Source organism: Caulobacter sp. UNC279MFTsu5.1, assembly GCF_900114015.1.
Lineage (GTDB): Bacteria > Pseudomonadota > Alphaproteobacteria > Caulobacterales > Caulobacteraceae > Caulobacter.
In genome coordinates this window covers 1-25,529 of sequence record NZ_FORN01000049.1, presented here as the reverse complement: position 1 = coordinate 25,529, position 25,529 = coordinate 1, and the positions used below count along the sequence as shown (strand labels likewise).

The 25,529-nt window shown below is 70.9% G+C and carries 22 protein-coding genes; 11 read left to right on the top strand and 11 right to left on the bottom strand.

The window, feature by feature from the left end:
- Positions 1–20 precede the first annotated feature (20 nt).
- A complete protein-coding gene (locus BM066_RS21555) occupies positions 21–2,333 on the top strand; it encodes a cell cycle protein kinase DivL (RefSeq protein WP_018062153.1) in 2,313 nt (770 codons plus the stop codon).
- A 174-nt stretch (positions 2,334–2,507) separates the two neighbouring features.
- Here BM066_RS21555 and BM066_RS21550 read toward each other — a convergent pair whose 3' ends face one another.
- From BM066_RS21550 to sdhC, 6 genes are all read right to left on the bottom strand, one after another.
- Positions 2,508–2,828, bottom strand: a complete 321-nt coding sequence (locus BM066_RS21550) for a 2Fe-2S iron-sulfur cluster-binding protein (protein WP_089930236.1) — start codon at positions 2,826–2,828, stop codon at positions 2,508–2,510.
- 45 nt (positions 2,829–2,873) lie between these two features.
- Positions 2,874–4,124, bottom strand: a complete 1,251-nt coding sequence (locus tag BM066_RS21545; RefSeq protein WP_018062151.1) for an NAD(P)/FAD-dependent oxidoreductase — start codon at positions 4,122–4,124, stop codon at positions 2,874–2,876.
- A 163-nt stretch (positions 4,125–4,287) separates the two neighbouring features.
- Positions 4,288–5,070, bottom strand: coding sequence for a succinate dehydrogenase iron-sulfur subunit (locus tag BM066_RS21540; RefSeq protein WP_018062150.1), 783 nt, complete (start codon positions 5,068–5,070; stop codon positions 4,288–4,290).
- Between the two features lie 11 nt (positions 5,071–5,081).
- Positions 5,082–6,869, bottom strand: coding sequence for a succinate dehydrogenase flavoprotein subunit (sdhA, locus tag BM066_RS21535; RefSeq protein WP_018062149.1), 1,788 nt, complete (start codon positions 6,867–6,869; stop codon positions 5,082–5,084).
- Positions 6,869–7,276 carry a succinate dehydrogenase, hydrophobic membrane anchor protein gene (sdhD, locus tag BM066_RS21530; protein ID WP_026176558.1) on the bottom strand — a complete coding sequence of 136 codons (408 nt, stop codon included), beginning with the start codon at positions 7,274–7,276 and terminating at the stop codon, positions 6,869–6,871. Before sdhD ends, sdhA begins: the two co-directional genes overlap by 1 nt.
- A gap of 2 nt (positions 7,277–7,278) precedes the next feature.
- Entirely contained in the window at positions 7,279–7,686 is a 408-nt protein-coding gene (sdhC, locus tag BM066_RS21525; protein WP_018062147.1) for a succinate dehydrogenase, cytochrome b556 subunit, read from the bottom strand.
- Between the two features lie 236 nt (positions 7,687–7,922).
- On the opposite strand from sdhC, the gene BM066_RS21520 reads away from it, so the two are divergent.
- Positions 7,923–10,106 (top strand): hybrid sensor histidine kinase/response regulator, encoded by a 2,184-nt coding sequence (locus tag BM066_RS21520; RefSeq protein ID WP_089930235.1) that lies wholly within the window; start codon positions 7,923–7,925, stop codon positions 10,104–10,106.
- A gap of 26 nt (positions 10,107–10,132) precedes the next feature.
- Here the strand turns inward: BM066_RS21520 and BM066_RS21515 are convergent, their stop codons facing one another.
- From BM066_RS21515 to BM066_RS21505, 3 genes are read right to left on the bottom strand one after another with little or no spacing between them, the layout of a single operon-like run.
- Positions 10,133–10,717: an NUDIX hydrolase gene (locus BM066_RS21515; RefSeq protein WP_018062145.1), complete on the bottom strand. Its 585-nt coding sequence runs from the start codon at positions 10,715–10,717 to the stop codon at positions 10,133–10,135.
- 9 nt (positions 10,718–10,726) lie between these two features.
- Entirely contained in the window at positions 10,727–11,845 is a 1,119-nt protein-coding gene (gene zapE / locus BM066_RS21510) for a cell division protein ZapE (RefSeq protein WP_018062144.1), read from the bottom strand.
- Positions 11,846–11,886: 41 nt separating this feature from the next.
- Positions 11,887–12,798, bottom strand: coding sequence for a LysR family transcriptional regulator (locus BM066_RS21505; RefSeq protein WP_018062143.1), 912 nt, complete (start codon positions 12,796–12,798; stop codon positions 11,887–11,889).
- Positions 12,799–12,924: 126 nt separating this feature from the next.
- Between BM066_RS21505 and BM066_RS21500 the strand changes: the two genes are divergently transcribed.
- Together BM066_RS21500 and BM066_RS21495 are read left to right on the top strand one after the other, a co-directional pair.
- Positions 12,925–13,680: an SDR family oxidoreductase gene (locus BM066_RS21500; protein ID WP_018062142.1), complete on the top strand. Its 756-nt coding sequence runs from the start codon at positions 12,925–12,927 to the stop codon at positions 13,678–13,680.
- An 83-nt stretch (positions 13,681–13,763) separates the two neighbouring features.
- Positions 13,764–13,955 carry a hypothetical protein gene (locus tag BM066_RS21495; RefSeq protein WP_018062141.1) on the top strand — a complete coding sequence of 64 codons (192 nt, stop codon included), beginning with the start codon at positions 13,764–13,766 and terminating at the stop codon, positions 13,953–13,955.
- Here the strand turns inward: BM066_RS21495 and BM066_RS21490 are convergent.
- Positions 13,952–14,587, bottom strand: a complete 636-nt coding sequence (locus tag BM066_RS21490) for a hypothetical protein (protein WP_018062140.1) — start codon at positions 14,585–14,587, stop codon at positions 13,952–13,954. The genes BM066_RS21495 and BM066_RS21490 overlap by 4 nt on opposite strands.
- A gap of 104 nt (positions 14,588–14,691) precedes the next feature.
- Between BM066_RS21490 and BM066_RS21485 the strand changes: the two genes are divergently transcribed.
- The 7 genes from BM066_RS21485 (at position 14,692) to trxA (ending at position 24,863) form a co-directional block, all read left to right on the top strand.
- The gene (locus BM066_RS21485; RefSeq protein WP_018062139.1) at positions 14,692–15,546 is read left to right on the top strand and encodes a 1-acyl-sn-glycerol-3-phosphate acyltransferase; all 855 of its coding nucleotides are present in this window, start codon (positions 14,692–14,694) and stop codon (positions 15,544–15,546) included.
- Positions 15,543–15,998: a tRNA (adenosine(37)-N6)-threonylcarbamoyltransferase complex ATPase subunit type 1 TsaE gene (tsaE, locus tag BM066_RS21480; RefSeq protein ID WP_018062138.1), complete on the top strand. Its 456-nt coding sequence runs from the start codon at positions 15,543–15,545 to the stop codon at positions 15,996–15,998. The genes BM066_RS21485 and tsaE overlap by 4 nt, the downstream gene beginning before the upstream one ends.
- On the top strand, positions 15,931–17,073 hold the full coding sequence (gene amgK / locus BM066_RS21475) for an N-acetylmuramate/N-acetylglucosamine kinase AmgK (RefSeq protein WP_089930234.1): 1,143 nt from the start codon (positions 15,931–15,933) through the stop codon (positions 17,071–17,073). Before tsaE ends, amgK begins: the two co-directional genes overlap by 68 nt.
- Positions 17,070–17,810 carry an N-acetylmuramate alpha-1-phosphate uridylyltransferase MurU gene (murU, locus tag BM066_RS21470; protein WP_018061078.1) on the top strand — a complete coding sequence of 247 codons (741 nt, stop codon included), beginning with the start codon at positions 17,070–17,072 and terminating at the stop codon, positions 17,808–17,810. The genes amgK and murU overlap by 4 nt, the downstream gene beginning before the upstream one ends.
- A 2-nt stretch (positions 17,811–17,812) precedes the next feature.
- The gene (gene addB, locus BM066_RS21465; RefSeq protein ID WP_089930233.1) at positions 17,813–20,797 is read left to right on the top strand and encodes a double-strand break repair protein AddB; all 2,985 of its coding nucleotides are present in this window, start codon (positions 17,813–17,815) and stop codon (positions 20,795–20,797) included.
- Between the two features lie 139 nt (positions 20,798–20,936).
- Positions 20,937–24,410 carry a double-strand break repair helicase AddA gene (addA, locus tag BM066_RS21460; protein ID WP_089930238.1) on the top strand — a complete coding sequence of 1,158 codons (3,474 nt, stop codon included), beginning with the start codon at positions 20,937–20,939 and terminating at the stop codon, positions 24,408–24,410.
- A 117-nt stretch (positions 24,411–24,527) separates the two neighbouring features.
- Positions 24,528–24,863, top strand: coding sequence for a thioredoxin (gene trxA / locus BM066_RS21455; protein ID WP_018061274.1), 336 nt, complete (start codon positions 24,528–24,530; stop codon positions 24,861–24,863).
- Positions 24,864–25,089: 226 nt separating this feature from the next.
- Here the strand turns inward: trxA and BM066_RS21450 are convergent.
- Positions 25,090–25,529: NPCBM/NEW2 domain-containing protein (locus BM066_RS21450; RefSeq protein ID WP_177218350.1), on the bottom strand; the 440-nt coding region annotated here is incomplete at its 5' end.

The following is a 25,529-nucleotide window of genomic DNA, read 5'->3' as shown; positions in this document are numbered from 1 at the left end:
GGGGGCCGACGACAAGCCTGATGACCTCGTCCGACTTGATCCTGGCCGCGACGGCCGGCGCGGTCTGCCTGGCCCTATGCGCCACCCTGTGGGCCATGTCGCAACGACGGCGGTTCGAGGACCACCTCGCCCGCCTGAAAGCCCGCGCCACGGCGCTGGAGACGCGGCTGATGGACAGCCAGGGGGCGGCCGAGGCCTTCGAGACCGCGGTGGTCGTCCTGCACGACCACGGCGTCGACCTGGTCTCCGGCGGGGACGCCCTGGCCGAATGCGCCGGGATCCTCGACGTCGCCGCCGACGCCCAGGCCGTGGTCGTGGCCCTGACGCAGGCCGATCCGTCCCACGCCCACAAGCTGAAGGCCCTGTTCGAGCAGGGCGAGGCCTGCGCCTTCGAAACGCGCGGCGCGCGCGGCGGCGTGGTGGTCGAGGGCCGGGCGGCCGGGACCCGGGCCTGGCTGCGCCTGGCCGCGGCCGCCGCCGACGAGACCGGCCTGCCCGACGCCCATCGCTTCGCCGCCTTCATGAACGGCCTGGTCGAGCCGGCCTGGATCTCGGGCGCCGACGGCGCGCCGGTCTGGGGCAACGCGGCCTATCTACGGGTCGTCGGGGTCGAGACGGCCGCCGACGCGGCGCGCGACAACAAGTCGATCGACCGGGCCGCCGACGCCCTGGCGATCGAGGCCGCCAAGGCCGGCGAGCTGCGCGAGCTGGTGCGCTGGGTGCCGCTGGACGGCCGCCGCCGCGCCCTTCGCTTCTCGGCCCAGCCGTTGGACGGCGGCGGGGTCGGGGTGTTCAGCAGCGACGTCACCGAGGTCGAGGACATGCGCGACGCGCTGAAGAAGCACGTCGCCGCCCACGACGAGACGCTGAACCACATCGCCGACGGCGTGGCGATCTTCAGCGCCGGTCGGCGCCTGGCCTTCCACAACACCGCCTTCGCCGAGCTGTGGGGCCTGGAGCCGGCCTGGCTGGCCGAGCGCCCGACCCACGGCGAGGTCTTGGACCGCCTGCGCCAGCGCCGCAGGCTCCCCGAAACGGTTGACTATGCGCGGTGGAAGGCCGCCGAGCTGGCGCGCTACGAGGACCTGGGGCCCCAGCCCGACGAGATGTGGGACCTGCCCGACGGCCGCACCCTGCGCGTCGTGCGCCAGCCCCACCCGCTGGGCGGCATGCTGCTGCTCTATTCCGACATCACCGGCGAACTGCGGCTGAAGGCCCAGTACAACGCCCTGATCCAGGTGCAGCAGGCCACGTTGGACAAGCTGAACGACGCGGTGGCGGTGTTCGGCTCGGACGGCCGGCTGCGGCTGCACAACGAGGCCTTCGAAAGCTTCTGGAACGTCTCGGCCCAGGCCCTGGAGGCGGCGGTCGACTTCGAGGGCGTGGTCGAGCTGTGCGTGCCGCGCCTGCACGACCTGAGCTTCTGGCGCGAACTGAAGGGCCGGGTGGCCGATCCCGACCCGCAGATGCGCGCCCCGACCTCGGGCGAGACCCGCACCTCGGACAACCGGATCGTCGTCTATCAGAGCCGCCCGCTGCCGGACGGCGCGACCCTGATCGCCTTCGCCGACGTCACCGACACCCGCGCCCTGCAGAACGCCCTGGACGACCGCTCGGCGGCCCTGACCGAGGCCGAGCGGCTCAAGCGCGACTTCGTCGGCAACGTCTCCTATGAGCTGCGTACCCCGCTGACGACGATCATCGGCTATTCGGAGCTGCTGGAGCGGGCCGACGGCCTCTCCGAACGCAGCCGCGGCCACGTGGCCTCGGTGCGCGCCGCCGCCACCCAGCTGGCCCGCTCGATCGACGACGTGCTGGACATGGCCCAGATCGACGCCGGCGAGATGGCGCTGGAGATCGAGGACATCCGCGTGGCCGGCCTGCTGGCCGACGCCCAGGAACGCTCGCTGAAGCCCGCCCAGCTGGGCGGGGTGACGCTGTCGGTGGAATGCGACAAGGACGTCGGCCTGATCCGCGGCGACCACAAGCGGCTGTCGCAGATCCTGGACCACCTGATCGAGAACGCCCTGCGCCAGACCCCGCCGGACGGGGTGGTCACCCTGTCGGCGCGGCGCGCCCTGGGCGAGGTGCGGCTGGACGTGTCGGACACCGGCCGCGGCGTGCCCTTCCACGTCCAGGCCCACATCTTCGACCGCTTCGTCGGCCGCGACCGCGGCGGCCCGGGCCTGGGCCTGGCCCTGGTCAAGGCGCTGGTCGAGCTGCACGGCGGCTGGGTGGCGCTGGAGAGCGAGCCCGGCGCGGGCTCGACCTTCACCTGCCATTTGCCGGAGACCCAGCAGCCGGGAGCGGCCCAGCCGGAGTTCGGGTTCTAATTTCCTTCTCCCCTTGCGGGAGAAGGTGTCAGCGAAGCTGACGGATGAGGGGTCGTACAAACGCAAAACGCCGCGACAGCGGAAAGGCTGGTCGCGGCGTTTCTGGTCTTCAACCCCTCGCCCGACCCCACTCCGTGGGGCCATCCTCTCCCGCAAGGGGAGAGGGAAACAGGATCAGTGCTGGCTTTCCGGCAGCCGCACCACCAGCCCGTCCAGGGCGTCGCTGACCTTGATCTGGCACGACAGGCGGCTGTTGGGCTCGACGTTCTCGGCGAAGTCCAGCATCGACTCTTCCATGGCCGACTTGTCGCCCGTCTTGGAAAGCCAGGCGTCGTCCACATAGACATGGCAGGTGGCGCAGGCGCAGGCCCCGCCGCAGTCGGCGTCGATGCCCGGCACGTTGTTCTTCACCGCGCCTTCCATGACCGTCAGGCCCGGCTTGACGTCGATGACGTGTTCTTCGCCGTCGTGCTCGATATAGGTGATCTTGGCCATGGGTCCCCTGGACTGGTTTGCCTGTCGTATTTTTGAACGGTCGTTTTACGCCGCTACTTCCTTCATGGAAATCGTCGGATCCGCCAGCTTCTCGACGCTGACCGGCGTGCGCCTGGCGATCAGCTGCTTGCCGGCCATGAATTCGGGCGGGGCGTTGACGGCCTCGACGGCCTGGACCAGGTCGCCCTTCAGGTGGAAGACGGCGAACCGGGCGGCGGCCACGTCGCCCCGCACCACCTGGCGGTCGGCGTCGAACGGCAGGCCGGCGATCTGCAGTTTCAGGTCGTACTGGTCGGACCAGAACCACGGGATCTCGTGCGGCGGCATCGGCCGGCCGGCGATGGCGGCGGCGGCCTGCTTGGCCTGCTCTAGGGCGTTGGGCACGCTTTCCAGGCGGAACTGGCGATCGTAGGTCGGCAGCGGCCGGTGGGTCAGGTCGCCGATGGCGAACACGAACGGGTCGGCCGTGCGCGCCTCGATGTCGACCACCACGCCGTTGGTGCAGTCCAGCCCCGCGTCGCGGGCCAGCTCCTCGTTGGGGATCGCCCCGACCCCGACCAGGGCGACGTCGCAGGCGATCACCGAGCCGTCGGCCAGCCGCACGCCGGTCACATGGCCGTCCTCGCCGTCGAAGCCGGCCACGTTGGCGTCGAGCACGAAGCTCACGCCGCGCGCGCCGTGATAGTCCTGGAAGAAGCGCGACAGGGTCTCGCAGGCCACCCGGGCCAGGACGCGCGGCTCCCGCTCGATGATCGTGGCCTGGCCGCCCAGGGCCATGGCCGAGGCCGCCGCCTCCAGCCCCACATAGCCGCCGCCGACCACCGCCAGCCGCTTGCCGGGACCCAGGGCGCTCTTCAGGGCCTCGGCGTCGGCCGCCGTGCGCAGCGCCAGGACGCCGGCCAGGTCGGCGCCGGGGATCGGCAAGGCCCGGGCCCGGGCCCCGGTGGCCAGGATCAGGTAGTCGTAGGGCAGGGTTTCGCCCGAGGCCAGGGTCACGGTCTTGGCGCCGCGATTGATCGAGGTCGCCACGCCGCCCAGGCGCAGGGAGACGCCGGCCTCCTCGTACCAGCTGCTGGGCTTGAGCTGCAGGCTGTCGGCGTCGGCCTCGCCCTTCAGCCAGGCCTTGCTGAGCGGCGGGCGCTGATAGGGCAGCAGGGGCTCGTCGCCGATCAGCACGATCGGGCCGGTGTGGCCATACTGGCGAAGGAACGCCGCCGCCGAACCGCCGGCATGACCGGCCCCGACGATGACGACGCGGCTGTTCAGATCGCCCGTGCCTGCTTCACTCAACGCCATCGTCCTCCCGTTCGAGCAAAGATGACGACCGCGTCACCTTTTTGCAAGCCGATCGGCCTTGGGCTCGAAGACCGGTCCCTAGCGCAGGGCGGGCCGGACTTCTACGGCGATGGAACAGGCCTCGTCCCGAGCCCGTCGAAGGACGAGGCGAGAGCGCGTCGTCCTAGACGACGCGCTCGACCAGCATCTTCTTGATCTCGGCGATCGCCTTGGCCGGGTTCAGGCCCTTGGGGCAGACCTGGGCGCAGTTCATGATCGTGTGGCAGCGATAGAGCTTGAACGGGTCCTCGAGGTTGTCGAGGCGGTCGCCCGTGGCTTCGTCGCGGCTGTCGATCAGCCAGCGATAGGCGTGCAGCAGGGTGGCCGGGCCCAGGTACTTGTCGCCGTTCCACCAGTAGCTGGGGCACGAGGTCGAGCAGCAGGCGCAGAGGATGCATTCGTAGAGGCCGTCCAGCTTGGAGCGGTCTTCGGGCGACTGCTTCCACTCGGTCTGCGGCTCGGGCGTCACGGTGTGCAGCCAGGGCTCGATCGAGGCGTACTGGGCGTAGAACAGCGTCAGGTCGGGGATCAGGTCCTTGACCACCGGCTGGCTGGGCAGCGGGCTGATCTGCACGGCCTTGCCGGGCGTGTCGGCGTGGCCGTGGGTGCAGGCCAGGGTGTTGCGGCCGCCGATGTTCATCGCGCACGAGCCGCAGACGCCCTCGCGGCACGAGCGGCGGAAGGCCAGCGTCGGGTCGATCGTGTTCTTGATATAGAGCAGGGCGTCCAGGACCATCGGGCCGCAGGCGTCGACGTCCACCTCGTAGGTGTCCCAGCGCGGGTTGCGGCCGTCTTCCGGATCGTAGCGGTAGATCTTGAACGACCGCGTGTTCTTGGCGCCGGCCGGGGCGGGCCAGTGCTTGCCGTTCTGGACGGTGGAGTTCTTCGGGAGGGTGAGCTGAACCATCGATCGTACCCTCAGTACACGCGCTGCTTGGGCGGGATGTAGTCGATGTCTTTCGACATGGTGTAGCTGTGCACCGGCCGGAAATCGATCTTCACCTGGCCGGTGCCCTGGTCGAGCCAGGCCAGGGTGTGCTTCATCCAGTTGGCGTCGTCGCGCGTGGAGAAGTCCTCGCGGGCGTGGGCGCCGCGGCTTTCGGTGCGGTTGACCGCCCCGGCCACGGTGACCACGGCCTGGCCGATCAGGTTGTCGAACTCCAGGGTCTCCATCAGGTCGGTGTTCCACACCAGCCCGCGGTCGCTGACCTTGATGTCCTTGGCCTTGTCCCAGACCGCGCCCAGGCGCTTGACGCCGCTTTCCAGGCTCTCGCCGGTGCGGAACACCGCGGCGTCCTCCTGCATGGCCTTCTGCATTTCCAGGCGCAGGGCCGCCGTCGGCGTGCCGCCATTGGCGTTGCGGAAGCGGTCGAAGCGGGCCAGGTGGGCGTCGGTCATGCTGTCCTTCAGCTCCGGCTGGGTGGCCATCGGCTTGAGGATCTCGGCGCAGCGCAGGGCCGCGGCGCGGCCGAACACCACCAGGTCGATCAGGCTGTTGGAGCCCAGGCGGTTGGCGCCGTGCACCGACACGCAGGCCGCCTCGCCAACGGCCATCAGGCCGGGGATCACCTGGTCGGGATTGTCGCCCGACTTGGTGACGACCTCGCCGTGATAGTTCGTCGGGATGCCGCCCATGTTGTAGTGCACGGTCGGCAGCACCGGGATCGGGGCCTTGGTGACGTCGACGCCGGCGAACACCTTGGCGGTCTCGGAGATGCCGGGCAGGCGCTCGTGCAGGATCTTCGGGTCCAGGTGGTCCAGGTGCAGGAAGATGTGGTCCTTGTTGGGGCCCACGCCGCGGCCTTCGCGGATCTCGATGGTCATGGCCCGGCTGACCATGTCGCGCGGGGCCAGGTCCTTCACCGACGGAGCGTAGCGCTCCATGAAGCGCTCGCCCTCCGAGTTGGTCAGGTAGCCGCCCTCGCCGCGGGCGCCCTCGGTGATCAGGCAGCCGGCGCCGTAGATGCCGGTGGGGTGGAACTGCACGAACTCCATGTCCTGCAGCGGCAGGCCCGCGCGCAGGGCCATGGCGTTGCCGTCGCCGGTGCAGGTGTGGGCCGAGGTGGCCGAGAAGTAGGCGCGGCCGTAGCCGCCGGTGGCCAGGATTACCATCTGGGCCTGGAACCGGTGCAGGGTGCCGTCGTCCAGCTTCCAGGCGGTGACGCCGCGGCAGACGCCGTCTTCCATGATCAGGTCGAGCGCGAAGTACTCGATGAAGAACTCGGTGTCGTGGGCCAGGGACTGGCCGTACATCGTGTGCAGCATGGCGTGACCGGTGCGATCGGCCGCCGCGCAGGTGCGCTGGATCGGGCCCTCGCCGAAGTTCTTGGTCATGCCGCCGAAGGCGCGCTGGTAAATCTTGCCGTCGACGGTGCGCGAGAACGGCACGCCCCAGTGCTCCAGCTCGTAGACCGCGGCCGGGGCGTTGCGGGTCAGGTATTCGATGGCGTCCTGGTCGCCCAGCCAGTCCGAACCCTTGACGGTGTCGAACATGTGCCAGCGCCAGTCGTCCTGGCCCATGTTGCCCAACGAGGCCGAGATCCCGCCCTGGGCGGCGACCGTGTGGCTGCGGGTCGGGAACACCTTGGTGACGCAGGCGGTCTTCAGCCCGGCCTGGGCGCAGCCGAGCGCGGCGCGCAGGCCCGAGCCGCCGGCGCCGACGACGACGACGTCGAACTTGTGGTCGATGAACTTGTAGGCCGACATCAGAGGGCTCCGGTGAAGGCGACCTTGAGGATCGCCACGACCCCAAGAGCGCCGCCGAGGACGCAGACGAAAAGATTGGCGAGGACCAGCACGGTCTTGGTCGTGAAGTCCGGGACGTAGTCCTCGATCACCACCTGCACCGCGCCCTTCAGGTGGATCAGGGCGACGACGATCAGCAGGCTGAGCAGGACGGTGTTGTGCGCGATGGCCACCCATTCGGCGGCGCCGTCGAAGCCCAGGCTCGCCAGCCGCAGGCCGGCGAACAGGCCCCACAGGGCCAGCGGGATCAGGGCTATGCCCGACACGCGCTCGGTGACGAAATGGCCGACGCCGTGGTGCGAGGCGCCCAGGCCGCGGGCCCGGGACATCGGCGTGCGGAAGCGGGCGGAGGACGAAGGACCAGCCATGATCAGAGCGCTCCGGTTTGGGCGGCGATGACCCAGACGACGATCGCGCCGACCACCGCGAAGGCGATGGCGCCGACGCCGGTCATGTCGGCGGTCTTGGGGGTGAAGCCCTTGCCCATGTCCCAGAAGGATTGCCGGACGGTGTAGGCGACGTTGTAGAGCAGGGCGACCGTCAGGCCGAACAGGACCAGCTTGCCGAGGAACGAGCCGAGCAGGCCGGTGTAGCAGGCGTAGGCGTCGGGACCGGAGGCCAGGGCCACGGCCCAGCCGGCCAGCAGCAGGACGCCGACATAGAGCGCGAACACAGTGGCGCGGTGCAGGATCGAGCAGGCCATGGTGATGTGCCAGCGCCAGACTTGCAGGTGCGGCGACAGGGGGCGGTCGGGAAGTCCCCCGCGGGTGTCGGTCATGGTTGCGTCCAACCTTTGGCTTTGTGCGTTGCGGGATGCTTTTAAGCGCGACTCCGGGGGTGTCAACGCGGCCGCCCTTGTTGAGAAACGTTCTCAAGGCATGAGGATGGACGCGATGGAATCCGTAAGCTGGGGCGTCGGCCAGGGCCGGGCCGATCGACGTTCGCCGACCACGTTCAACCTTTCGTTCAATCCTGAACGGTAAATAAGCCGTTGACGGGGTTAGGGTGCGTTCAATGGCTGCGGGGATTTCAACGGGCGCGCCGGCGGCTGGCCGCTGGCGACGCCGGCTCGGCGCGGCGTGCGACCTGCTGCGGGTCTCGGGTCGCGACACCGGCGGGATGGGCGCGCGGCTGGTGTTCTCGGCCGTCGTCTTCTGCGCCACCCTGCCCTATTCCAACGATCCCGCGCCCTTTCTCTGGATGGCGGCGATGGCCGCCCTGGCCGTCGCCGAGGCGCGCGCCTCGGACGGGGCCGCCGACCTCTTCGCCTGGATGCAAAGCGCCGGCTACGCCCTGGCCGGCTTCTATCTGACGTTCTTCCAGATCGGCGCGGCCCAGACCTTCGGCGTTACCCTCTACGGCGTGGTCATGTTCGAGATCCTGGTGCGCGACTACGCCCGGCCCCGGCGGCTGCTGACCAATCTGACGCCGATGCTGATCTCGATGGTCGTGGTCCAGTTGGGGGCGGGCGTGCGGCTGGTCGAGCGCGACCAGCCCTGGCGGATCGCCACGGTGCTGGCCACCACCTATCTGGTGTTCCGCGTCTTCCGTTCGCTGCAGATCGACCTGACCCGGGCGCGTCGCGACCTGGCCGAGGCGCGGGGGCGGGCCGAGGCCGACGCCCGCAGGATCCGCGAGGCCCACCGCATCGCCCTGATGGCCGAGGGCATGGCCGGGGTCGGTCACTGGCGCGTCGACCTGGCGAGCGGCGAGACCACATGGTCCGAAGGGGTGTTCCGGATCTATGGGCGGGAGCCCTCGGCGGGAGTCCCCAACCTGGGAACCCAGATGGCCCATTTCGACGTCGCCGACCGTCGCCGCTGGCGGGCCGGCCTGAAGATCGCGGCCAAGACGGGCGAACCCTTCGAATTCGAGGCGCGCCTCAGGCGGATGGACGGCGCGGCGCGCCACGTGGTCTGCCACGCGGCGGTCGAGCTGGGCGCTGACGGCGAGGCCGCCACCCTGTTCGGCGCCCTGATGGACGTGACCGAAGCCCGCGCCCGCGAGGTCGCCTTGCTGGACGCCAAGCTGCGCGCGGAAGCCGCCGCCGAGGCCAAGGCCGAGTTCCTGGCCAATATGAGCCACGAGATCCGCACGCCGCTCACGGCGATCAACGGCTTTTCAAGCCTGTTGAGCGACCTCCACGACCTGCCGCCCGACGCCGGCCTCTATGTTCGGCGGGTCAAGACGGCGGGCATGACCCTGCTGACCGTGGTCAACGACATCCTGGAATTCTCCAAGCTGGAGTCCGGCCACGTGGCCCTGTCGCCCCAGCCGTTCGCCGTGGCGCCGTTCCTGGACGATGTGATGGCCCTGTTCGCCGAGCAGGCCCGCGCCAAGAGCCTGGCGCTGTCGCTCGACCTCGACCCCGGCGTCCCCGCGGCCCTGGAGGCCGACGCCAACCGGCTGCGTCAGGTGATCGTCAACCTGGTCAGCAACGCCATCAAGTTCACCGAGACCGGCGAGGTGCGTCTGAGCGTGCGCCATGCTGACGGCGTGCTGCGCGTATCGGTGCGCGACACGGGCTGCGGCGTGCCCGAAGACAAGCGCGACGGCCTGTTCCAGCGCTTCTTCCAGATCGACGGATCGAACAGCCGCCGCTACGGCGGCACGGGTCTGGGCCTGTCGATCTGCAAGGGCCTGGTCGAGCTGATGGGCGGCTCCATCACCATGGAGTCCGCGCCGGGCGGCGGCTCGATCTTCGCCTTCGACATCCACGCCCAGGAAGCCGCGCCGGCGCCGACGGGCGTCAGCGCCGAGCGGGCCGGACCCGTCGCCCGCGCCCAGATCCTGGTGGTCGACGACGTGGCGGTGAACCGCGAACTGGTGCGCGCCATGTTGCAGGCCGTCGGCCACGAGGTCTCCGAAGCCGCCAGCGCGTCCGAGGCGCTGCGCCTGACCGCCTGCGAGCGGTTCGACCTGATCCTGATGGATCTGCAGATGCCCGAGGTCGACGGCTTCGCCGCCGCCCGCGCCGTCCGCGCCCAGGACAGCGCCAACCGCGACACCCCGATCATCGCGCTGAGCGCCGACGTCCTGCCCGAACATGTGGAGGCCAGCGCCCAGGCCGGCATGAACGGCCACATCGGCAAGCCGATCTCGCCGTTGGAGCTCCTGGGCGCCATCGAGCGCTGGAGCGGCTCGCGGGCGCCGGCCGATGGGGCGGTGGATCGGGAACGGAAGATCCCTCTCTCCTAGAGAGGGAGGGATCAAGAAGCAGCCCCCTACGCCCGAAACAGCGTCAGCGCCGCGTGCTGCAGCAGCATGATGGTCTTGGCGTCGCGGATGCGGCCGTCGGCGACCATGGCCAGGGCTTCGTCGATCGACAGCTCCAGCACCTCGATGTCCTCGCCCTCGTCCGGGTGGCCGCCGCCGTCGCCGATGCGCATCGCCGCGTCGTACTCGGCGACGAAGAAGTGCAGGATCTCGGTCACCGAGCCGGGGCTCATGAAGGCCTCGAAGACCTTGGTCACCACGCCGAGGCGATAGCCCAGCTCCTCCTCGACCTCGGCGCGGATTCGCACCTCCGGCTCGGCGTCGTCCAGCAGGCCGGCGGCGGCCTCGATCAGCAGGTCGTCATGGCCGTTGACGAAGGCCGGATAGCGGAACTGCCGCACCAGCAGCACGGTGCGCCGGGCCAGGTCGTAGGGCAGCAGCACCGCCCCGTTGCCGCGGTCGTAGACCTCGCGACTCTGGGTCTGCCAGGTCCCGTCGCGGCGCTTCCAGTCGAAGGTGGTCGTCTTCAGGACGTACCAGTTGTCGGAGAGCAGCCGGGTCTCGTGGACGCGGACACGGTCTTTCACGCTCATGACACTCTCCTAATCCCGCACCCGCGCCACGTAGTCGGCCGAGCGCATCTCCTGCAGGCGCGACACCGTGCGCTCGAACTCGAACGCCCCGTCGCCGGCCGGGTACAGCGCCTCGGGCTCGCCGTGGGCCAGGGCCACCAGCTTGGCGTCGGCCTCGTAGAGGGCGTCGACCAGGGTGTTGAACCGCCTGGCCGCGTCGCGCCGCTCGGGCGTCAGCAGCGGCACGTCCTCGAGGAACAGGGTGTGGAAGCGCTCGGCGATGGCCAGGTAGTCCTGCGGCCCCAGGGCCTGCTGGCACAGGCTGGCGAACGAGGCGCGCAGCAGGCCGCCGGCGGCGCGCGGGAAGCGCATCTTACGGCCGAGAACTTCCACGGTGGCCCCCGTCTCCTCGGCCCCGTCCAGCATGTCGGTCCACAGGCGGTCGAATTCGGCGAGGCTGGCCTTGTCGTCCGGGGCCAGCCAGGTGCGGGCCGCGCGCAGCCGGTCCAGCCGGAAGTCCACCGGCCCGCGCACGGCCACGACTTCCAGCTTCTCCTTCAGCATCTCGATGAAGGGGACGAAGAGCTGGCGGTTCAGGCCGTCCTTGTAGAGGTCGTCGGGCGGGCGGTTGGAGGTGGCGACCAGGGTCACCCCCTGGGCGAACAGGGCCTCGAACAGCCGGCCCAGGATCATGGCGTCGGCGATGTCGGTGACCTGCAGCTCGTCGAAGCACAGCAGGCGGGCGTCGGCGGCGATCAGGTCGGCGGTGGGGGCGATCGGGTCGTCGCCCCGGTGCTGGCCGAAGCGCGCCTTGCGCTCGGCCGCGTCGCCCTTGCGCCAGGCGTTGATGTGCTCGTGGACCTCCGCCATGAACACGTGGAAGTGCACGCGGCGCTTGCGGTTGACCGGGGCGCTGTCGAAGAACAGGTCCATCAGCATGGACTTGCCGCGCCCGACCGGCCCCCACAGATAGACGCCCTTCTGGCCCTTGGGCTTGCGGCCGAACAGCGAGAAGCCCGGCTCGCCGGCGTCGTTGAGGTCGGCCTCCAGCCGCGACAGGGCGTCGACCGCGGCGGCCTGGGCGACGTCGGGCTTGATCTCGCCCTGGGCCAGGCGTTCTCGGTAGGCGGTGCGGACGGATGTGGGCATCGGCGCTCCGGTTAGCGCGGCGCGGCCGGCGGGGGAAGCCCCTACGCCCGTCCCGGCGCGCGCAGGCGGCCGCGCATGAACTCGACCAGGGCCCGCAGGGCGGCCGAGGCGCCCAGGCGGCTGGGATAGTAGAGGTGCCAGGCCGTCGGTCCGGCGAGGTAGGGGTCCAGCACCCGCTCCAGCCGTCCGGTCAGCACGTGCGGCATGGCCAGGGGCTCGGGCTGGTAGGTCAGGCCCAGGCCGTCCAGCGCGCCCTTCAGCAGGAAGTCGAAGTCGTTGACGCTGATCGGGCTGTCGACCGCCACCTCGAACTCGCGGCCGTCCTCCTCGAATTCCCAGCGGTAGTTGTTCAGGCGGGTGGTCTGCAGGACGTTCAGGCAGGGATAGCCCTTCAGGTCGCGCGGATGCCCCGGCCGGCCGTGGCGCGCCAGCAGGGCGGGCGAACCGACCACGCAGAACTGGAACGGGTGCGACACGCGCACGGCCACCATGTCGGGCGCGATCATCTCGCCCATCCGCACCCCGACGTCGAAGCCCTCCTCGATGATGCTGATCTGGGCGTCGTCGACCACGATCTCCAGCCGCACGTCCGGATAGGCGCGGCAGAAGTCGGTGATCACCGGGGCCAGCACCATCCGCAGGGCCAGGCGCGAGGTGGTCACGCGCACCGTGCCCGCCGGACCCTCGCCGAGCGACCGCGCCGAGGCGGTGGCGGCCTGCATCGCCTCGACCGCCGGCTGGGCGCCTTGCAGGTAGCGCCGCCCCGCCTCGGTCAGCCCGACCTCGCGCGTGGTGCGGGCGAACAGCGCCACGCCCAGCCGGGCCTCCAGCTGCTTGACCGCGTGGCTGACCGCCGCCGGCGTCACGCCCAGGTCGGCCGCCGCCGTGGTGAAGCTTCGCCGCCGCGCCACGGTGGTGAACGCCACGACGCCGTCCAGCAGGTCGCGCTGCATTATCAAATCCTGTTTGAAACCGCATTCAAACTATCAAGGATTATCGCGGACGGGTCGAGCTCTCATCTTCCAGCTCACGGGGACGCCGACAGCGACGCCTACCCCGAGACATCAAGGAGAAATCGCATGTCCGCCAACCTCGAATCCAACATCGCCGGCAAGGTCGTGGTCGTCACCGGGGCCAGCAGCGGCCTGGGCGAAGCCACCGCCCGCCACCTCGCCGCCAAGGGCGCCCGCCTGGTGCTGGCCGCCCGCCGCATCGACCGGCTGGAGGCCCTGGTCGCCGAGATCACCGCCGCCGGCGGCCAGGCCATCGCCGTCCAGACCGACGTCACCGTCAAGGCCGAGGTCGAGGCCATGATCGCCGCCGCCGTCCAGGCCTTCGGCCGCGTCGACGTTCTGATCAACAACGCCGGCCTGATGGCCATCGCCCCGATGTCGGCCGCGAAGACCGACGAATGGGACCGGATGATCGACATCAACATCAAGGGCGTGCTGTACGGCGTCGCCGCCGCCCTGCCGGTGTTCGAGGCCCAGGGCTCGGGCCAGTTCGTCAACATCAGCTCGATCGCCGGCCGCAAGGTTTTCAGCCCGGGCGGCACGGTCTATAGCGGCACCAAGTTCGCCGTCTCGGCCATCTCCGAGGGCCTGCGCCACGAGGTCGGCGGCAAGATCCGCGTCACCGTGATCTCGCCCGGCGTGACCGACAGCGAACTGCGCCACGGCAGCTCGGACCCCGAGGCCCTGAAGGGCCTGGAGGACTTCTACCAGATCGCCATCCCGGCCGAGGCGATCGCCCGCGCCATCGCCTACGCGGTGGAGCAGCCGGCCGACGTCGACGTCAGCGAGATCGCCGTCCGCCCGACGCTGCAGGATTTCTAAACGTCCAAGCGCTCGCCTCCAGCCATGAAACGTGGCTGGAGGCGACGTCGTTGTTTCCCTGACATCGTCAGAAGGAGACCGACATGGCCCAACCCGAAGACCGGACGATTCCCTCCGACCTCGCCCCCGAAGGGGCGACCGCGGCGCTCTATGACGACGCCGACAACCTGGATCTTGACGCTGGCGCGGCCCCCCACGACGGCGACCTCGACCACCGCCCCGGAACCAAGACCCGCCAGGCGCGGAAGGCCGAGATCAGCAACCGGCCGGTTTAGACCCCCAGGTCCTTCCGCACGAAGCGGTAGGTCTCGCGCCGCTCGCAGGCGCAGGCCTTCATCGTCCCGTCCTTGGTCCACCAGACCAGCAGCGGATAGGCGAAGTTGACGCCATTGGCCTTGAGCAGCGGCCGCAGGTCCTCGACGGTCTTGCGGCCGGCCTCGATCACGGCGGTGCGGGCGACGTCGCCGTCGGCGGGGGCGATCCCCTTGGCCGTCCAGGCCTCGACCGGCGTGGCGTCCCACCTTTCCGACAGCGCCCAGCTGCGGTTGACCCACAGCTCGGCGACGGTCGCCCGCTCGGCCGGGGTCGACTTCGGCACGCCGTTGCGGTCGGCGCGGGCGATCTCGATCAGCCGGGTGTCGACGCCGGCCTTGTGCAGGCCCGGATATTCCTCGTACTTGAAGCGCACGCAGTCGGGACAGGTGCGGAAGCTGACCATGTAGAGCTTTTGCCCCTTCAGCCCCGGCGACACCCAGCCGGCGGTCTCCAGGATTTTGGCGATCTCGGCCTGGTTCCTGGTGATCGTCTTGGGCCGCCAGCGCAGCTCGACGTTCCAGTAGGTCAAGGCGCCCGCCCCGACGGCGGCGACCACGACGACGGCGACGAACCAAAGGCCGAAACGCTTCATGCGGGAATCCCCTCTCTACCGCCCCAACCTCCGACGTCGCGGCCGGTCCGTCAAATTTCCCGCCTCGCCTTGGAACCGCGCGGCGGCTTCTCTAGAGTCGGCGGATGAGCACCTCGCAGGCCGTCGATCCGGCCCGCCCCCACATCATCGACACCCTGATCGCCGAGCGGGCGCCCAAGCTGTGCGGCTCGCCGGCCTGGCCGCTGGCGCGCGGGCCGCTGCACGCCCTGCTCAGCTACGGCAAGGCCCGGGCGCTGGCGCAGGCCGTCGCCCCGATGGGCGGCCACGAGGCCCTGGCCTACGTGTCCGACCTGCTGAGCCTGGACGTGACGGTCCAGGGCCTGGACAACCTGCCCGCCAAGGGCGCGGCCCTGGTGGTCTGCAACCACCCGACCGGCATCGCCGACGGGGTGGCGGTCCATGACGCCCTGAAGGCCCGGCGCGCCGATCTCGTCTTCTACGCCAACGCCGACGCCGTGCGGGTCTGCCCGCGGCTGGACGAGGCGCTGATCCCGGTCGAGTGGGTCGAGGCCAAGCGCACCCTGACCCACACCCGCGGCGTGCTGGAGCGCACCCGCGCGGCGCTGAAGGCCGAACAGGCCCTGGTGATCTTCCCGGCCGGCCGCCTGGCGACCAAGGTCCAGGGCCGGCTGACCGACAAGCCCTGGCAGGCCTCGGCCGTGTCGATCGCCCGCTGGAGCGGCGCGCCGATCGTCCCGCTGCACTTGACCGGCCCGTGGTCGACCCTGTTCCACCTGTTCGACGGCCGGTTCCAGGAGCTGCGCGACATCACCCTGTTCCACGAGATGCTCAACAAGCGCGGACGGCGCTTTTCCCTGATCGTCGGCCGCCCGATCCCGGCCAAGGCCCTGGACCCCGACGCGGCCATGGCCACCGGGGCGCTCAAGCACTTCGTCGAGCGCGTGCTGCCCGCCAACCCCGACGCGGTGCTGCGATGATCGAGATTTCCCTGCCCGACGAGGCCGCCACCCAGACCCTGGGCCAGAGGCTGGCCCAGGCCCTGCGCCCCGGCGACGCCGTCTGCCTGACCGGCCCCCTGGGGGCGGGCAAGTCGACCCTGGCCCGGGCCCTGGTCCGCGCCCTGACCTCGCCCGACGAGGAGGTGCCCAGCCCGACCTTCACCCTGGTGCAGTTCTACGACGGGCCCGACTTCCCGGTCGCCCATTTCGACCTCTACCGCCTGACCGACCCGGACGAGGCCTACGAGATCGGACTGGAGGAGGCGCTGGAGGACGGCGCGGCCGTGATCGAATGGCCCCAGCGGCTGGAGGGGCGCCTGCCGGCCAACCGACTCGCTATAGACATCGTCCCCACGGGCGACGATGGGGAGGCGCGGCGCGCCACCCTCGTCCCGCACGGAACCTTCGAAGGACGCAAGCTTGAGCTCTGATCGCGAAACCCCCAAGGCGGCCTTCCTGGCGGCCCACGGCTTCGGCGACGCCCGCCGCGAGCCGCTGGGCGGCGACGCCTCGACCCGCAGCTACGAGCGGCTGCATAGGGGCGACCAGAGCTTCATCTTCATGGACCAGCCGCCGTCGGTGGAGACCGCGCCCTGTCCGCCGGACGCAACGCCGCAACAGCGCGCGGCCCTGGGTTACAACGCCCTGGCCCGCCTGGCCGCCGGCCGGGTGGACGCCTTCGTGGCCTGCGCCGGCTGGCTGAGAGCCCAGGGCCTGTCGGCCCCCAAGGTGCTGGCCGCCGACCCGGGCGCGGGCCTGGCGGTGCTGGAGGACCTGGGCGACGACCTCTATGCCCGGCTGATCGCGGCAGGGACCGACGAGGCCCCGCTGTACGACGCCGCCATCGACGGCCTGCTGGCGATCCACGCCGCCCCGACACCCGGCGTGCTCGACTTCGACGGCTCGACCTGGCCGCTGCTGACCTATGACGACCTGGCCCTGAAGACCGCCCACGACATCTTTGTCGAATGGCAGCCGAAGTTCCGCGGCCTGACCTTCGACGCCGCCGCCCTGGCCGAATGGGAGGCCCTGTGGGCGCCGATCCGGGCGCGGGGCGAGGCCGGGGCCACCGTGTTCTGTCACCGCGACTATCACGCCGAGAACCTGATCTGGCTGCCCGCGCGCGACGGCGCGGCCCGGGTCGGGCTGCTGGACTTCCAGGACGCGGTGCTGGCCCATCCGGCCTGGGACCTGTCGATGCTGCTGCACGACGCCCGCCGCACCGTCTCGCCCGAGCGCGAGGCCGCCGGCCTCGACCGTTACCTGGCGGCCCGCCCCGACCTCGACCGCACCGCCTTCCTGGCCGACTATCACGCCCTGGGCGCGCTCAACATCGTGCGCATCCTGGGCATTTTCGCCCGGCTGGTGACCCGCGACGGCAAGCCCCGCTACGCCGACTTCATTCCCCGGCTCTGGACCTATCTCGACGTCTGTTTCGCCAATCCGGCGCTCGCGGGCCTGAAGGCCTGGTTCGACGTCCACGTGCCGGCGGAGGCCCGTCGATGACCGTCGCGCCCTCGCAGGCCCCGAAAGTCGCCATGGTCCTGGCCGCCGGCCTGGGCACCCGCATGCGGCCCCTGACCGACGACCGGCCCAAGGCCCTGGTCGAGGTCGGCGGCAAGGCGCTGATCGACCATATGCTGGACCGCCTGGCCGCCGCCGGGGTCGAGACCGCCGTGGTCAATGTCCACTATTTCGCCGACCGGCTGGAGCAGCATCTGGTCCGCCGCGCCGCCACCCACCCGCTGCCGCACATCGTCATCTCCGACGAGCGGCCCCAGGCCCTGGAGACCGGCGGCGGCGTCAAGCACGCCCTGCCGTTGCTGGGCGAGGACCCGATCTGGGTGGCCAATATCGACTCCGTCTGGATCGAGGACGCCTCGGCCATCAAGGCGGTGGCCCGCGCCTGGGATCCGGCGGCCATGGACGTCTGCCTGATGCTGGCCTCGACCAAGGCGTCGCTGGGCTTCCACGACAGCGGCGACGTGTTCCTCGGCGAGGACGGGGCGGTACGGTTCAAGGCGGCCGGCGAGACCGCGCCGCTGGTCTATGTCGGCGTCCACATCTGCAAGCCGCAGGTCGTGGCCGACGGTCCGGACGGACCGTTCTCGCTGACCCCGATCTGGAAGGCCCTGGCCGCCGATCGCCGCGTGCACGGCGTCGCGCCGTCCGGGGTGTGGATGCATGTCGGCGATCCCGACGCGCGGGAGGTCGCCGAGGCCCGCCTGGCTGGACGGACCTGAAGATGGCCGGCCCCTTCGATCATCCGGGGCCGCGCTGGTTCTCGATCCCCGCCCACCGGCCCTTCGTCGAGGACCTGGCGCGCGGGCTGCTGGAGGCCCTGGCGCCGCTGGGTCCCGAGGCCCTGCCCGCCGCCACCGTCCTGACCCCCACCCGGCGCGGGGCCCGCGCCCTGGCCGACGCCTTCGTTTCGGCCGGCGGCGGCAAGGCCCTGCTGCTGCCGCAGATCCGGCCGCTGGGCGACCTGGACGAGGGCGAGCCGCCGTTCGAGCCGGGCGAGCTGAGCCTGGACCTGCCGCCCGCCGTCTCCTCGCGCCGCCGCCGGTTCGAGCTGGCCCGACTAGTGGCCGATCACGCCCACCTGCTGTCGTTCCAGCCCCAGGCCGGCCAGGCCCTGGAGATGGCCAAGGCTTTGGCCGAGTTCCTCGACAGCTGTCAGATCGAGGAGGTGGTCACCGACGACGGCCGGTTGGACGGCCTGGCGGAAGGCGACCTGGCCCGGCACTGGCAGGTCTCGGCGCGGTTCCTCAAGGCGGTGCTGACCGCCTGGCCCAAACGCCTCCTCGAGATGGGGCTGATCGACGTCAGCGACCGGCGGGTGCGGCTGCTCAACGCGCTTTCTGACCAGTGGGAGACGAACCCGCCGCAAGGCGTGCTGGTCGCGGCCGGCTCGACCGGCACGGCGCCGGCCACCGCCCGCCTGCTGCGGGTGATCGCCGGCCTGCCGCGGGGCGCGGTCGTGCTGCCCGGCCTCGACGACGGCCTGGCCGACGACGCCTGGGACAAGATCGAGGGCCTGCCGGGCGAGCAGCATCCGCAGGGGGCGATGAAGCGCCTGCTGGTCGGGGCCGAGGTGACGCGGGCCGACGTCCGCCCCTGGTGGCCCGAGGCCGACAGCCGGGGCCGCTGGCGCCGCCGCCTGATCAACGAGGCTCTGCGTCCCGCCGAGGCCACCGCCGACTGGCTGGCCCAGATCGACCGGCTGCGAGCCGAGGCCCCGGGCCTGGACCCGATCAAGGAAGGGCTGAAGGGCCTGTCCCTGGTCAACGCCCGCACCGAGGAGGAGGCCGCCGTCGCCTGCGCCCTACTCCTGCGCGAGGCTCTGGAGACCCCCGGCCTGACCGCCGCCATGGTCACGCCCGACCAGGAGCTGGCCCGGCGGGTCAACGCCCGGCTGGCGCGCTGGGGCGTGATCCCCGACAGCTCGGCCGGCGCGCCCCTGGCCGCCAGCGCCGCGGCGATCCTGGCCCAGCATGTCGCCGGTCTCGCCGTGGAGTCGCTGGATCCCGTGCGCCTGCTGGCCGTGGCCAAGCATCCGCTGCTGCGCGCCGACGCCCAGGCCGCGCGCGACCTGGAGCGCTACGGCCTACGCGGCCCGGCCCCGCGCGACGCCGCCAAGCTTCTGGAGCGGTTGGAGAAACATCCCGACGCCAAGGCCCTGGTCGAGCGCGTACTGGCCGCCGCCCACCGCGTCGCCAGGCCCTATGTCGCCAATCCGAAAGCCGGGCAGCCGGCCGCCGCCGCCCGGGCCCTGGTCGAGGCGCTGGAGGCCCTGGCCGACCCGACCGACCTGTGGGCCGGTTCGGCCGGCGAGAGTCTGGCGGGCCTGCTGTCGTCGCTGATCACCGACGGGGTCGCCCTGCCGCCGGCCTCGGCCCAGGGCTTCGCCGACCTGCTGGACCGGCTGGTCAACGAGGAGACCCTGCGCACCGGCGGCGCCACCCATCCGCGCCTGCGGATCTTCGGGGCCATCGAGGCGCGGATGGTGCGGGCCGACCGGCTGATCCTGGCCGGCCTGGAGGAGGGGATCTGGCCGCGCGGCGCGCCGATCGACCCGTTCCTGTCGCGGCCGATGCGCGCCAAGCTCAACCTGCCGCCGCCCGAGCGCCGCATCGGCCTGACCGCTCACGACTTCGCCCAGGCCGCCTGCGCGCCCGACGTGGTCCTGGTCCACAGCGAACGCCGCGGCGGGGCGCCGGCCGTCGAGAGCCGCTGGCTGTGGCGGCTGAAGACCCTGGCGCGCGGCGCCGGCCTTTCCCTGACCGAACGGCCCGACGTGCTGGCCTGGGCCCGCGACCTGGACGCCCCCGGACCCTACGACCCGATCCGGCGCCCGGCCCCGACCCCGCCGGTCGCCGACCGTCCGCGTCGGATGGCCGTCACCCGGGTCGAGGCCCTGACCCGCGACCCCTACGCCGTCTGGGCCCGCGACATCCTCAAGCTCTATCCGCTGGACCGCCCCGACGAGCCGGTCGAGGCCCGGGCGCGCGGCACGGCGATCCACGCGGCGTTCGAGACCTTCGCCCTGGAGCACCCCGGCCCCGTGCCGGCCGACGCCGCCGAGATCTTCGCCGGCCTCTATCTGGGCGAGCTGGAGAAAGCCGGCATGCCGGCCGCCGCCCTGGCCCGCGAGCGCGCCCTGGCCCGCGAGGCGGCCCTGTGGGTCGCCGAGCTGGAGACCCGCCGCCGGGCCGGGGCCGAGCGGATCGTGGTCGAGGCGGCCGGCGAGCTGACCTTCGACATCGGCGGCCGGCCGTTCACCGTCACCGCCAAGGCCGACCGCATCGAGCCCACCGCCGACGGCCTGGCCCACATCCTCGACTACAAGACCGGCGCCGCGCCGTCGAAGAAGCAGGTCGAGACCGGCTTCTCGCCGCAGCTGACCCTGACCGCCGCCATCCTGCGCGAGGGCGGCTTCCCGGACCTCGGCCCGCGCGAGCCGGGCGAGCTGACCTATCTGCGGGTCACCGGCCGCAGGCCGGCCGGCGTCGAGGAGGTGCGCGCCGCCGCCGGGGCCGAGGCGAGCGAGGCGGCGGTCAAGGCGCTGAACGGCCTGCGGACGCTGATCGAGCGCTACGACAATCCGAGGCAGCCGTACCTCTCGCGGGTGGCCCCGCAGTTCGTGCACGACCACGCCGGCGACTACGGCCACCTGGCGCGGGTGTTCGAATGGTCGACCAGCGGCGACGACGGGGAGGGGGTGGAGTGAGGTCCCTCCTCACGCAGATCCTCTCCCTCTGGGGGAGGTGGCCCAGAGGGCCGGAGGGGGTTCATCCCCGCCGGCTCAGCAATACCCCCTCCGTCAGCTTCGCCGACACCTCCCCCAGAGGGGGAGGATCTTGATGACCATGTCCGACGCCCCGACCTTGCAACCCGACCCCCAGCGCGTCGCCGCCGACCCGGCCATCTCGGCCTTCGTCACGGCCAACGCCGGCTCGGGCAAGACCAAGACCCTGATCGACCGGGTCGCGCGCCTGCTGCTGGCCGGCTCGGCGCCCGAGGCCATCCTGTGCGTCACCTACACCAAGGCCGCCGCCGCCGAGATGCAGCGGCGGCTGTTCGAGCGGCTGGGCGAATGGTGCGTCACCCCCGACGTCAAGCTGCGCGAGCAGCTGGGCGCGCTGGAGGGCCGCGAACCGGCCGGCTTCGACCACCGCGAGCTGTCCAAGGCCCGGGGCCTGTTCGCCAAGGCGCTGGAGACGCCGGGCGGGCTGAAGATCCAGACCATCCACGCTTTCTGCGAGAAGCTGCTGCGGCGCTTTCCACTGGAGGCCGGGGTCTCGCCGGGCTTCCAGGTGATGGACGACAGCGCCAGCGCCGCCATCGCCCAGGGCGCCCTGCGGCAGGTGGCGGCCTATGTCACCGACCACGACGATGCGTTCGCCCAGGCCTATGCCCGGTTCTCGACGGCCCTCGACTTCGCCAGCTTCGAGGCGATGTTCGCCGCCTTCGAAAGCCGGCGCGGGGCGATCGGGGAGTATCTGGGCGCGGACCACGGCCCCTCGGGTTTCATTGGAGATGTCTGGAACGCCTGCGGCTTCCAGGCGCCGTCCAGCGCGGGCCGCATCGCCGACGAAGCCATGGCGGAATTGGATCCGGACCTCTGGGAAGCCTGCGCCAGCCTTTTGGAATCGAGCGGCAAGATCCGCGACACCGAACACGCCGAGCGACTGAGGCGGACGCTGGCGACAGGCGCGTTCGAGGACGCCCTGGCGGCCATCTTCACCGACAAGGGCGAACCCAGGAAGCACTACGCCACGACGACGACATTCAAGCCGCGCGAAGACCTGCGCGCACGCCTGCTCGGCGAACAGGAGCGCCTGGAAGAGGCCCGTGAATGGCTGAACGCCGCGCGCGTCGCGGAAGACAGCATCGACGCATTGCTGCTGGCCGGCCTCTACATCGACGAACACAACAAGGAGAAGGCCGCGCGCGGCGCGCTCGACTTCGCCGACCTGATCGACAAGACCAAGGAACTGCTGACGAAGAAAGTCGATGCTGCTTGGGTGCTCTACAAGCTGGACGGCGGCATCGAGCATATCTTGCTGGACGAAGCCCAGGACACCGCTCCGGAACAATGGGAGATACTCGGAGCCCTCACCTCCGACTTCTTTGCGGGGGCCGGTGCGGTTCGATGGCGGACTCAACACCAAGAAGCTCAGAATGCTCGCACGCTATTCATCGTCGGCGACCCAAAGCAATCGATCTACTCGTTCCAGGGTGCCGATCCGGCGAAGTTTCTGGTCGAGACCCAGAACTACGTCGCCCAGATTACGGCGGTGGACCTGCCGAATTTCGCCATCACGTTGGACCGGTCCTATCGTTCGACCCGAGATGTCCTGAGCTTCGTGGACGCCCTTATGAGCGCTCCGGGGATCCGCGAGGCGGTAGCGGGGCCAACAGCGGACGTCATCCAACACAAGGGCTTCCTGCCTCACGCCGGCTGCGTGGATCTTTGGCCGTTGGAGCGCGAACTTCCTGGTGAGGAGCGGGAGGCCTGGGACGCGCCGCTCGACGCTCAGGGAGAGCAGAGCGCCAACCGTCGTCTTGCCGAAAAGATCACCGCCGAGATCAAGGCTTTGATCGCCCGAGGCGACGAGGTGCTCGACAAGGAGACAGGAAAGCCACGTCGAGCTCACCATGGCGATATCCTAGTGTTGGTGCGCCGCCGCAAAGCGCTGTTCGAGGAAATATTGCGCGCTCTTAAGCGCGGTGAAGTGCCGGTGGCCGGGGCCGACCGCCTGAGCCTGTCGGCCCACATCGTGTTCGACGACCTCTTGGCCCTGGGCCGCTTCTGCCTGTTCCCCGACGACGACCTGACCCTGGCGGCCCTGCTCAAGAGCCCGTTCTGCGGCCTGTCGGACGACGACCTCTACGCCCTGGCCAGGGGCCGGCCCGCCACGCTGTGGAAGGCGTTGAGCGACCGCGCCGCCGAGCAGCCCCGGTGGACCGCCGCCCACGCCCTGCTGCGCTGGGCGCTCACGGAATCGCGCCGCAAGCAGCCGTTCGAGTTCTACGCCCTGCTGCTGGGCCGGGTGGACGACACCACGCGCTCCAACCGCGCCAAGGTGCTGACCCGCCTGGGCGAGGAGGCCGCCGAGGCCCTGGACGAATTCCTGGCCCAGGTCCTGGCCGCCGAGCAGCGCGGGGTGCGCGACCTCGAAGCCCTGGTCGCCGACTTCGCCAGCCTGGACATCGTGGTCAAGCGCGAGATGGAGGGCGCCCGCCACGAGGTGCGGGTGATGACCGCCCACGGCTCCAAGGGGCTGGAGGCGCCGATCGTCTTCCTGCCCGAGACGACGATGAAAGGCGGGGCGCGCGGCTCGCCGCTGATGCGCACGGCCGAGGGCGGCTTCCTGTGGTCCGCCAGCAAGGCCAACGACTGCGAGGCCTCGGCCCGGGCCCGCGAGCTGCGCGAGAAGAAGGACGCCGAGGAGGCCCTGCGCCTCTACTACGTGGCCCTGACCCGGGCCCGCGACCGGCTGGTCCTGTGCGGCCGGATCGACGCCCGCACCAAGGCCGAGAACGTCGGCGGCTGGTACGCCGCCGCCCAGGCCGCCTTCGCCCACGCGGACATCGCGCCCCGGGTGCGCGAGATCTCCGACGACGGCCGCCGACGCTTCGGCCCCGACCCGATGCGGGCCGAGGCCCCGGCCCCGCGCGCCGCGCCGGCCCCCGTCCCGACCCCCGCCTGGACCCTGGCCCCGGCCGCGCCCGAGACGCCCGCCGCCCGCTACGCCGCGCCCTCGACCCTGGAGGACGAGGCCCGGGGCAGCGCGCCCTCGCCCCTGGCGGCGGTGGCCGGCCTGGGCCGCTACCGGCGCGGCGAGATCATCCACCGGCTGCTGCAGCTGCTCCCGGACCTGGAGCCGGCCGCCCGCCGCGCCGCCGCCGGCCGCCTGCTGGCCGCCGAGCGCGACCTGACCGACGACCAGCGTGCGGAAATGGCGTCCGCCGCCTTCGGGGTGCTGGAGGATGATCGGTTCGCGGCGGTGTTCGGCCCCGGCTCGCGGGCCGAGGTCTCGGTGGCCGGCGGGGCGTCGACACTGCCGCCCGCCCTGCGGATCGCCGGCCGGGTCGACCGGCTGGTGGTTACGCCGGATCGCGTGCTGGTGGTCGACTACAAGACCAACCGCCCCTCGCCCGACCGCATAGAGCACGCCGATCCGGCCTATCTGTCGCAGATCGCCGTCTACGCCGCCGTGCTGGCCGAGGTGTTCCCCGATCGGCCGATCGAGGCGGCGATCGTCTGGACGGACGGTCCCAAACTCATGGCGGTTCCAGAAAAGGTGATGGCCGCCGCCCTGGCCCGGCTGTTCTAGATCATTGCCGAGGGGGGCCCGGCCCCCTAAATCTTGACGCAAGACGGGGAGCGAATCCCCGATGACGACAGTTTTCTAGCGCGCCCCTAACCCTCCGGGCGCAGATGGAGCCAGACGATGAGCACCGTGACGGTGACCGACGAGTCCTTCGAAAAGGACGTCCTGCAGGCCGACAAGCCGGTCCTGGTCGACTTCTGGGCCGAATGGTGCGGCCCGTGCAAGCAGATCGCCCCCGCCCTGGAGCAGATCTCCGAGGAGCTGGCCGACCACGTCACCGTGGCCAAGGTCAATATCGAGGACAGCCCCACCACTCCGTCGCGCTACGGCGTGCGCGGCATTCCGACCATGATGCTGTTCCGCGGCGGCCAGATGGCCTCGATGAAGGTCGGCGCCATGCCCAAGGCCAAGATCCTGGAATGGCTGAACGAGGCCGGGGTGCATCAGCCGGCCTAAGCGTTCGCCGCTTTTGAGTTTGATTGGCGGCCGCCCGTCTCGCGCAAGCGAGGCGGGCGGTCTGCGTTTGGGGGATGATGATTAAGGTCGCCTGGCGGCCGCTCTACTGATCTTGCCCGGCGCCCTAGAGCGTTTCCCGACCTGATTGCATCAGGCCGGCGCTCTAGGTTTTTGTTTTAGCGCATTTTCTTCACGCGAACCGGTGTCCACTTCGCTCGAAAATGCCCTAGTCGCCGAGCAGCGCCGCGTTGCCCCAGGTGACGACCGTGGGCGCCTTGTTCTTGGCGGAATTGCCGCGCGCCACCAGCTCGACGATCTTCACGCCGGCTATGTTGGCGCTCAGGGGCTGCGCCGCTTGACCGAAACGGGTCGGCTTGGACGTCGCCAGGAGCTTGCCGTCGCCATAGACGGAGAAGGTCACGGCGTCGTCCGTATCGAACGTCGAGTCGTCGACTCCGACTTCGGCGACGAAGCGACGGAATTGACCGTCGGCCCGAACCTCGAACCGCGAGTTGGCGAGCACGCCCAGGCCCGTCCCGTACGCTCTGCCGTCGACGCGCAAGGTCTGCCGGTAGGGCGTGGCGTCGGCCTGCGCGCCGCCCCATCCGGTATAGGCCGGCGGCTCGCCGTCGTCGGTCGTGCCGCCCCAGGGATTGCGCATCCGAT